The following is a 10,197-nucleotide window of genomic DNA, read 5'->3' on the forward strand; positions in this document are numbered from 1 at the left end:
CACAGAATCAATGCACTCTAAAACCGGAAGAGCCCCTTTAGCCAGCAGCTTCAGTTGGGCGCTTGGCCACCAAAACCACGTCGTGGGAATGGTGGGCACCTGCGCCGCCCTCGACGCGGCGTTCCCGCTTATCCAGCTTAACCACCTCAAGCTCCTTGAGGTTCTCCGCAAGCCACGCGGGCATGGCAACGGCATCTGATTCAAGATCGTGGTGAACAAAGACCAAAACATCACCAGTCAAGGCCTCAAGCTTAGCCACGCCCTCCTCGGTCGCCGGGATACCGCCATAGTGCACCGACACCAAATCGAAAGGTTCGTGCTCAAACTCGTTATAGTCTGCCACCTCTGCGTGCAGCCCACGATCCAAGCAACGCTGCACAGCAGTCGGCGCAAAGTCTATGCCGAGTGCCCCCCACCCGCGGTCAGTTAACCACTGGAGGTCCGCACCTTCGCCACAGCCGACGTCAAGCGCGGTACCGGGCCGTAGGTCAGCTACTTCGTCAACCAACGTTGCGTTCACATTGCCAGACCATATCTGTTGGCTCTGTGCGTAGCGTTCCTCAAACTCTTCCCGGGTGGGCAGATGCCCTGGGCCATGAGTTGACCCATGCCCCTCATTATCGTACTCATGATGATTGTGCATACTGTCCACGTGGGGCATGGGTCTACCTTTCGCCAAATTAAGCGCGTTCGATCGGGTTGATCAGCGAGCCTAGACCCGGAATCTCAATCTCGATGGTGTCGCCCGGAACCATCGGCGCTGTACCAGCCGGAGAACCGGTAGTTACTACGTCGCCAGGCAGCAGCGTATAAGCCGCGGAGATCTCCTCCAGGATGCCGCCCATCTTAACGATCATCTGGTCAGTGTTGGAGTCCTGCTTCTGCTCACGCTTGCCATCGTGGGTCAGGTAGGCGTTGATCTTCTGATCATCCAGGTTCAGTGAATCCAGGTCGGTCTCAATCCATGGACCCAGTGGGCAGAAGGTATCAATGCCCTTTGCACGCGCCCACTGGCCGTCCTTGAACTGCAGGTCGCGGGAGGAAACATCATTGCAGATGACGTAACCCAAAACGTGGTCTTTCCAGTTCTCAGCCTTGATATTCTTAGAAACCTTAGAGATAACAACGGCCAGTTCGCCCTCGAACTCTACGTTGGTGGCAAAGTCTGGAATCTTGATCGGCACGTTCGGCCCGACGACCGCGGTCGATGGCTTGATAAAGATTGTCGGCGGAAGGTGCTCAGCGGACTCCTTGAAGACCTCAGCCACGTGGTCCGCGTAGTTGCGGCCCAGGGCAACAACCTTGGTGGGCAAAGTCGGGGCGAGCAACCGCACGTCGCTCACCTTCCATTCGCGTCCGGTAGGTTCTGGGGTGGTAAATGGAGTGCCGGAGATTTCCTTAGCCACAAGCTCCTCGAGCGGGGCGCCCTCCGGCCCGTCGATGATGGCAAAGCAGATTCCTTCTGGGTGAGCAATTCGTCCTAAACGCATAACGGCCATGCTACCAATATGGGATCTTCACACGTTAGCTAAGGTCATATTTGAATTCTGCGAATTCCTCCAAGAACTCTCCTGCACCCAGCGTGGACCCGTGACCTGAAGCTGAAATCGCATAACCTATCGCCGCTCCGACGCCGCCACCACTTGTTTCAACGTCATCCCCGCAAGGTCGTGGCGCAGGGCAAGGAAGAGCTCGGCGCATGCCTGGGCGTCGCTAAGCGCATTGTGATTGCCGTAATTGGGCAGGCCGTAACGCTGCCGAACGCGCGCAAGGCGGAGATCCTCCCCACGCGGGTACGTGGCCATGCGTTCCATGTGGCGCCGTTCCAACGCAAAGGTATCCACCACATCAAGGCGCAGCGCAGCTCCGTAAATTCGCTTGCAGGCGGCCTTAAGAAAACCCACTTCAAGCGCTGCGAAGTGCGCCAGCAACGCCCGCCCCTGCAAGGCTTCGCGCAGTCTCGATATACCTTCTTTTTCTGCAACGCCCGCATCCACCACGTCCTGGGTCAACATGTGGATGTGCACGGACTGTTCAATCTGGCCAGCAGTAGCTCCCTTAATCAGCACGTAATCGGCGCCGCCGAGATCGATAACACCGCCGTTAATGGGTACCCAGCCAATCGAAACAATCGCGCCTTCTCTTGGATCCAGCGACGTGGTTTCCATGTCGACAGCCAACAGCGGAAGGTCCTCTAAGCGCGTGCGCGGATCAGGGCGCTGCCAATCGAGGCGCTGCACGAAGCGATCAAAGAGTCCCATCTAGATGTTCCTCACGGGATACTTCGTGGCCAGGGCATTCTGCATGCTCTTGATCGCGCGAAATGCGTCACGCAGGCGCTCGCGCTCGAGGCGGCCCAGCTGTTTCGGATCGATGTGATAGTCCGGCGCAACGCCATCGCGCAGCTGCCGTGCCTGATGCGCGAGAGTAAGTGAACGCAGGTAGTCGAAGGCGTCGAGAAGCTCCTGGGCTCCCATCTTGCTTAGTGAGTCCCCCGCAGCCTCCCGCAGACGCTTGCGGGTATCGACCTCCTCACTGCCGATGGCCAAAGCAAAAAGGCGCGCCATCTGCACGATTCCTGCGGTACCGCCCTTCTTGATGTCTAGGGTATTGGCGTATTCGCCGTCCCTTTCCACCACCAGTCCGCGGAAGAAGGTCAGCGGTGGTTCACGGCGGGCAGCCAAACTCGCCAGGTGCGCATGCATGCGGCGAGCCCCCTTGCCCATGGTCACGGCCGCAGAATGGACGCGCTCGCCCAGTTCCCGGCTGCCGTAGAGGACGCGGAAGTCGAAGAAGATCTGCGCATTGAGCAGCGCGTCCGGCTGCGGTGCGGTAATCCATTCGTGGAAGGTCTTCTCCCACTGCGTCACCGTCATGCGCCACTGTGGCGTCATCGCCATCATCTCTCCCGGGCACAGCACCTGGCCGGCCTTGTCCAATCCGGTGCACACGAACAAAGATAGTCGCGCAAAGTACTCCCCATGGAGAGCTTCGTCATAGTCGTCCGCCAACACCAGCGCATTGTCCTGGTCGGAGGCAAGCGCCATCTCGCGCCGGCCCTGGGAACCCACCGCCACGAAGGCGTAGTCGACTGGTGGGGCGCCCAGCTCGCGCTCGGCAAGCACACACAAACGCCGCGCGATTGCGTCTGCCGCGATGGTGATGAGGCTCGCTGCTTCCGAAGGCGTGGAGCCGCGCTCGACGTAGCGTGCTGCGAGTGCGGTGGCCTCGTTGAAGGAACCAGCAAGCTCCTCGGCAGAGTTCTTGCGGGAAAGATCCGCAGTCAGATAGAGCGGGTCGTTCTGCAACAAACGCGTGATGTCGGATTGGGTAACGATGCCGCGCAACTGCCCTTTGGCCACGACGGGCAAGTGATGGATTCCTCGTTCTGCCATGTGCAGCAGCGCTTCCATGGCCGGCACGCTAGCGTTCACGGTGACCGGAGTACACGTCATAATCTCCGCGATCGCCTCCTGCGGGTCACGGCCTAATGCAAGAACCCGCGAGCGCAGGTCCCTATCGGTCACAATTCCGGTCAGTTCCCCACCGTCAACCACGAGCAGGGAGGACGCGCCATGCTCAGACATGAGTTGGGCAGCTGCGCTTATCGACGTCGTGGAATCGGCCTGCAACGGGTCCGTGCGGGTGATCTTTTCAATAGGTGTGCGCAGGGCGTCGCCCGTGGTGGCGTCCGACAGCTCGCGCGCAGCGGCACGGATCTGCCGGGACTGCGCCGAGAAGAAGCGCGCGATGTCCGGGTTGCGCTCGGCGAGTTGAGTAAAAGCTTCTTGTGGCAGGCGAAAGACCAAGCAGTCTTCCACGGCGATCATCTCGTAACGAGATTCCGGCTGCCCCATTAACGTGGAATAGCCAAAGGTCAGCCCGGAATCGCGACGATCCAAAAGCACGCCATCTTCACCGAGGACATCGATTGCCCCGGTACGGATGACATGTAGGAAGAAGTTTTCTTCGCCAAGACGGACGATGACATCGCCGCGGCGAAAATACGCAATGCTTAGGTGCGCGGGCAGCGCGTCGAGCTCCTCCTCCGGAAGGCGGGAGAAGGGCTCGTGCTGGGCGAGGAAACTGCGGACCTCGTCTAATTCAACGCTCATGCACCCACAGCGTAGCGGTTTTTAGGTCAGTGCGGCGGCGATTCGGTCACCAATTTCGGTGGTGCCGAGCTGCTCGCTACCACGAGCGGAGACGTCGGCGGCAACGGCTTCCTCGATGCGCACCGCATTGGTTTCGTCGCCAATGTGACGCAGCAGCATCGCTGCAGACAAAATGGCAGCGGTTGGATCAGCAATGCCCTTTCCCGCAATGTCCGGCGCCGAGCCGTGGACCGGCTCAAACATCGAAGGGTTGGTGCCGGAAGCATCGATGTTGCCAGACGCGGCCAGGCCGATACCGCCGGTCACAGCGCCAGCCAGGTCGGTGAGGATGTCGCCGAAAAGGTTGTCGGTGACGATGACGTCGTAGCGGCCAGGATCAGTAACCATGTGAATCGTGGCGGCGTCGATGTGGTTGTAGTCCACGGTGACCTCAGGGTATTCCTTAGCCACCTCTTCTACGGTGCGCTGCCACAAGCCACCGGCATTGACCAGGACGTTGGTCTTGTGAACCAAGGTCACATGCTTGCGGCGGCCCATTGCGCGTTCGAAGGCATCGCGAACAACGCGCTCAACGCCGAAGCGGGTGTTCTGGGAGACCTCGGAGGCTACCTCGTGCGGAGTGCCCTCGCGCAGGGTGCCACCGTTGCCGCAGTACAGGCCCTCTGTGCCCTCGCGGACGACGACGAAGTCGATCTCTCCTGGGTTCGCCAGCGGCGAGGTAGCCGTCGGGTACAGCTTGGAGGGGCGCAGGTTCACGTGGTGGTCCAGGGCGAAACGCATCTTCAGCAACAGCCCACGCTCCAGGATTCCCGGGGGAACCTGACCTGGCGCGCCGATAGCACCCAGCAGAATTGCGTCGTGCTCGCGAATAGAGGCGAGGTCGGCATCGGTGAGGAGCTCGCCATTGCGCAGGTAGCGTCGCGCACCCAAGTCATACTCGGTGGTCTCGATGTCGCCCCGTACCGCGTTGAGCACCTTGAGGGCCTCTGCAGTAACTTCTGGGCCGATTCCGTCTCCGCCAATAACCGCCAGTTTCATTTTGCGGGATTCCTTTCTCACAATATGGATACATCGGCCACATTAGCAGACCCCCATGCATTCCGCATGCAGCGGGAACACATGGGGGTCAGATTGACGGATTAAGCAGAAAGCGTCAGGCTAGGCGTCCAGATCCAGCTGGACACACTCTGCGCCGAGGGCAACCTTGATGTCCTCAACCAGCTCTTCTGCAACCTCGCACTCGACGCGCAGAATAAGCACGGCGTCAGCTGGCGTCTTGCCCTGCGTAAGAGCTGCGGCGACGATGTTGATGCCGGCAGCACCGAGCTTCGTACCCACGGTACCCAAGGCGCCTGGGACGTCATCGTAGCTAAAGAACAGGTTGCGGCCGGTGGCGCGCATGTCGACGCCGCGTTCATTGATGCGAATGAACTTCTCAACACCGTCGATACCCGTGATGGCACCAGTGAGCTGCGACGTCGCGCCGTCCGCACCAATGACGGTGACAACAAGGGAGGAACGCTGACCCTTGGACTCGGTGTGAGTGCGAACCTCAACATTGACGCCACGGGATTCTGCGATCTGCATAGCGTTGACGAAGGTGACTGCTTCGGAGACCACGCCGCTGAACAAACCGCGGACAGCGGAGAGTCCCAGCGCAGAAACATCCTCGTTGGAAAGCTCACCACGGGCCTCGACCTCGATAGCCACGGGCGCCTGACCCAGCAGCTTGCCAGCGGTAAGGCCCAACTTACGAGCCAGGTCGAGCCAGCCCGCAACTTCTTCGCCCACACGGCCACCCGAGACATTCACGGCATCTGCCACGAACTCTCCAGCCAGCGCCTTGAGAACCGAGTCTGCGACGTCGGTACCAGCACGGTCCTGTGCCTCGACGGTCGAAGCTCCCAAGTGCGGGGAAACCGTCACCTGCGGCAGCTCGAACAAAGGGGAATCCGTGCACGGCTCGTTGGCATAAACATCGAATCCGGCACCGCGGTGGTGACCCGCCTTAATGGAATCTGCCAACGCCTGCTCGTCGACGAGTCCGCCACGCGCAGCATTAATGATGATCTGGCCTTTCTTGGCCTTGGCAAGCAGCTCGGCGTCGAACATGCCGGCGGTTTCCTCAGTCTTCGGCAGGTGAATCGTCACAAAGTCAGCACGGGCCATCAGTTCTTCAAGCTCGACAAGCTCCACGCCCAGTGCTGCCGCACGAGCCGGGTTTGCATAAGGGTCGTGCGCGATGATGGTGGTCTCAAATGCTTTCAAACGCTGAGCGAATAGCTGACCGATGTGGCCAAAGCCAACGATACCGATGGTCTTGCCGTATACCTCGACACCCTTGAAGGAAGAACGCTTCCATTCCCCCTGACGCAGCGACTGGTCAGCCGCTGGAATTTGGCGTGCTGCGGCAAGCAACAGAGCAATTGCCTGTTCACAGGCGCTGTGAATGTTACTGGTTGGGGCGTTAACGACCATAACGCCGCGCGCGGTAGCTGCGGGGATATCGACGTTGTCAAGGCCCACACCTGCACGACCAACAATCTTGAGGTTGGTGGCCGCGGCGAGCACCTCGGCGTCGACTGTAGTGGCGGAGCGCACCAGCAATGCATCAGCTTCTGGCACCGCCGCAAGCAACTCAGCACGGTTGGGACCGTCGACCCACCGAACTTCTACTGAGTCGCCCAAAGCGGCGACGGTGGACTGAGCAAGCTTATCGGCGATAAGAACAACCGGCTTCGACATGACTTCCTTAACTTGGTTGGGAGGGCGAACGTATACATAACGCATACGTTGCATGGAAGTGTAGTTTATTCCGTCCATCCGCGGGAAATTTTTGCGCTAAATTCTTTCGCTGAACCGAATTCGGGGCCAAGGGCAACTACCGGCCCTTCTTCTAACCCAGCTACCATCGCAGCCCCTACCTTGGTGGCACTGGGGTCAGGGTCGGGCATGATTAAAACGGTTCCGCCGTATGCATTGGCATTCACAACATTTGCAATGGGACTCTGGGAGGTCGCAACGATATTCGGTGACATCTGGCCATCCCTACGGGCCGAACCAGGGATTGCAGGCATCTTCTTATGCGAGATTTGCTGTGGCAGCGGCTCCCAAGCCGCCTTCAATTCAATCTTTTCATTCGAGTCTAAGGCGGCAACTTCCTCCACCATACGGTTGGGATCGACAATCACTTTGGAGGTAAACCCAAACGCAGTGTACTCGCCGAGCGCCTTGGTATTGCCGGGGTCACGGACCACTTGGTGTTGCCTCTCCTCGCCAGGGTAAAAGGCATCCGCAAACGGCACCTTGCCCACGGTCACGATAAGGTTGGCGCCGACGTCTTCGGCCAAGCGGTATATATCATTGCGCACCGAATCGTCATAAACCACCATCGGCGCTCGTTGGGAGACTGCAATTGAGGCAGCACGCAACTTAGCTGCGTCCGAGTTCTCAGCCACAAAGAGCGTATGGGACTGTTTGAAGAACAGACGTGCCGACTCAAATCCCCACGGGTCTTGGACAACGGTGGTCTTCCCCACAAAGGCAGGATCGATCAGTCGGTTGGTGTTTTCAGCCGCCGCCCGCGCCAGATCGATGTCTTCATTTGCAAGCTCCGCCAGCTCAGGGGTGACGAGTTTTTGACCGCGACCAATGTCAGAGCAGCCGCCGATGGTGGGAACCATTACGGCGGCTAACGACAGCGCGAGGAACTGCCTAACGCGCAAAGGCCTGCGGGCCCTCCTCGCCGCCAGAGAGGTTTGCTTCGTCGACATCGCGGATAACCTGCTTGTCCAATGCATACTCGACAATTCCTACGAACCGCTCACGGCGGTCAATAAAGAATTCCTGGGCACGGGTAGAACGGAAAAGATCGATGTCGAGCTCATGGGAGGACAATACCTCATCGAACTCAGCATCCTCCATGATGGACTTAGACTGCACACGCGGCAGGTACCGTTCAGGCGCGTAGCCATCGAGCACGACTTCCGTGCGCTTACCCATTGGGGTGCGATTGAGCACCGAGTTTGCCAGCACCTCGCTCACACCGTGACGCTTGCACCAGTTGAGTGGGAAGACCGGGAAGAACCCCGGCTTCAGCTCCTCGAAGGTATTGCGATTGAACTCGGTTCCCGTACGCCAATCGCGAGCACCGCGAGCCATCAACAGCGCGTAGAGGCCATGCCAGACGCCATCGGATTCGTCGATGGAAAGCAGACGAGACTCGCGGAACGTTGCATCTTGGACGGTCTTCGGCACTACCTCGGACTCCCCTGCCACCCATGCGGTGACCTCATCGACGTCGCGGGCTGCACGCAGCTTGACTGCGGAAGAGCCGTAAAGCTCACCAAACACGCCACTCCAGAACCACTGATTGAGGCGATCCCACGCCTCCTTCTTAGAGAGCACACCGTGGCGCTCGGCCAGACGAGCAAGGATGACGGCGAGCGGAATGATCTGCTCGTTGTAAGGAACCTGTTCCAGGCTCAAGATGCAGCGCTCCGCAAGGTACTCCGCAACCTCTCGGAACGTGATGCGCAGCGTTGCCGACGCCGCCTTGTACTCCGCGAGCGAAAGCTGCAGGATGTCCTCGCGCTGCCCACCCGCCTTGCCTTTCTCACCGGAAACATAAAGGGATACCGCAGAAAGAAACTCGTTGCGTCCAATACCGTCGAGTGCTGGAGAGCGGCGCAGATCAGCCTCTACTTCTGCCCAGTCCTGCGCCAAGTGGAAATCAGGATCCTCTGATGCAAAGACAGCGGTCAGGAGGTCGAATACGTCCATCTGCAAGCCAGCGGAATTGGCCTGCGCGAAGATGGAGCCCACGCCAGCGCGAGCGGTCTCACGAGACAGACGGATCATCGGTACGTCGTAACCAGACAGGGGGCGCAAAATGCGGTTGTTGAACGCCGATACGACGTCGCGGTTCACGCCATCGTGTGCCGCAGCCAGCTCAAAGAGCATGCTAGTGCCCTCTTCGCTGAGAAGCGCCGAAACCGGGATGCAGCAAGCATCAAGCGCGGTTTCGCGGTCCACAATTGCGCCCTCAATATTTGGGGCAAAGTGCGAACGCAGCTCGCCATGCTGGTTCACAGCAAACACCGCCTCATCGGGCATGATCTCCTCCGAGATTGCCTTGTGCAGATCAACGTAGAAAGTACGGGTGATCTTCTTCGAACGGAAGTCAGTGGTGTCGACCGAGCCATTGCCGCGGAAGCAATGGTACAGCGTGGTCAAGCGCTGCTGGCCGTCCAGCAGTAGCAAGCCAGGATTAACGCCAGTATCCGGCGCGCCGGCGAGAGGACGCGGCCTAAAACGCATCGTTTCATTTCGTGTATCCAGCGCCATCAGAGCACCCACTGGGTAGCCGCGCAGCACGGTAACAATGAGGGAACGAATGCGGTCCTCATCCCAGGAGTAGGCACGTTGGAAATCCGGAAGTTGAATATCGCCGCGGTCGATGCGTGCGAAGAGGTCATTAAGATCGTAGCTTGGCGTGGTAAAACCCATGGTTCCGACTGTACCCCTGCTCCCAGCATCTTGCCCGTCCAGAAATATATCTCACATATTCCGACAAAATCGGACTCTAAAACCACAAATGCGCCGCCTAATTAAGCAGTAACATCGAGCGGGTTCTTAACCCAGCTCATCAATAATCGCCAGATTCGCGACCAGCGGCATCGGGATAGTCACAGGTGAGAAACATGCCACCTCGCCACCCTCGCCACCCTTGCCACCTCTAGCACGGTTGCCAGCCCGTTTGTGGGATCTTTGCGTGATCGAGCCTGCAATCCGACGCACAACAGGACAGATTAAATATCAGGGTCGAAAAGTTTCCGATTTTCGACTTACCCATAGCGTCCTAGCGCGCTATAATAAAGGTACTCCTTAAGAGAGGAGGTGAAGCGATGAGCGAAATTGCACAGGCAATAGCCGCCACAACAGCGGCCATAATCGCAATCAGCACTGAAGCCCGAAAATGGTACGAAACCATGAAAGGCTCCAAAAACGCAAAAAGTAAGACCCCGATTCAGGATGCAACAACCATTCTGAACCGGGGCTTGCCCCCCCCCCCCCCCCCCCC

The 10,197-nt window shown here is 58.9% G+C and carries 8 protein-coding genes; all 8 read right to left on the reverse strand.

Annotated elements, in window-relative coordinates:
• Positions 1 to 37: 37 nt before the first annotated feature.
• Positions 38 to 583, reverse strand: a complete 546-nt coding sequence (locus tag HMPREF3148_RS03600; RefSeq protein ID WP_370876106.1) for a class I SAM-dependent methyltransferase — start codon at positions 581 to 583, stop codon at positions 38 to 40.
• Between the two features lie 97 nt (positions 584 to 680).
• Positions 681 to 1,490, reverse strand: a complete 810-nt coding sequence (locus HMPREF3148_RS03605; protein WP_188093140.1) for a fumarylacetoacetate hydrolase family protein — start codon at positions 1,488 to 1,490, stop codon at positions 681 to 683.
• Positions 1,491 to 1,616: 126 nt separating this feature from the next.
• Positions 1,617 to 2,261, reverse strand: a complete 645-nt coding sequence (locus HMPREF3148_RS03610; RefSeq protein ID WP_049145914.1) for an exonuclease domain-containing protein — start codon at positions 2,259 to 2,261, stop codon at positions 1,617 to 1,619.
• The gene (locus HMPREF3148_RS03615) at positions 2,262 to 4,115 is read right to left on the reverse strand and encodes a DUF294 nucleotidyltransferase-like domain-containing protein (protein ID WP_049151718.1); all 1,854 of its coding nucleotides are present in this window, start codon (positions 4,113 to 4,115) and stop codon (positions 2,262 to 2,264) included.
• A gap of 21 nt (positions 4,116 to 4,136) precedes the next feature.
• Positions 4,137 to 5,153, reverse strand: coding sequence for a 3-isopropylmalate dehydrogenase (locus HMPREF3148_RS03620; RefSeq protein ID WP_049151719.1), 1,017 nt, complete (start codon positions 5,151 to 5,153; stop codon positions 4,137 to 4,139).
• A gap of 120 nt (positions 5,154 to 5,273) precedes the next feature.
• Positions 5,274 to 6,860 (reverse strand): phosphoglycerate dehydrogenase, encoded by a 1,587-nt coding sequence (gene serA / locus HMPREF3148_RS03625; protein WP_049151720.1) that lies wholly within the window; start codon positions 6,858 to 6,860, stop codon positions 5,274 to 5,276.
• Positions 6,861 to 6,925: 65 nt separating this feature from the next.
• Positions 6,926 to 7,798, reverse strand: coding sequence for a hypothetical protein (locus HMPREF3148_RS03630; protein WP_235429948.1), 873 nt, complete (start codon positions 7,796 to 7,798; stop codon positions 6,926 to 6,928).
• Between the two features lie 31 nt (positions 7,799 to 7,829).
• Complete coding sequence (locus tag HMPREF3148_RS03635; RefSeq protein WP_049062908.1) at positions 7,830 to 9,623, reverse strand: GmrSD restriction endonuclease domain-containing protein; 1,794 nt, start codon at positions 9,621 to 9,623, stop codon at positions 7,830 to 7,832.
• Positions 9,624 to 10,197: the final 574 nt, after the last annotated feature.

It is taken from the genome of Corynebacterium sp. HMSC05D08, from assembly GCF_001807215.1.
Classification (GTDB): domain Bacteria; phylum Actinomycetota; class Actinomycetes; order Mycobacteriales; family Mycobacteriaceae; genus Corynebacterium; species Corynebacterium striatum.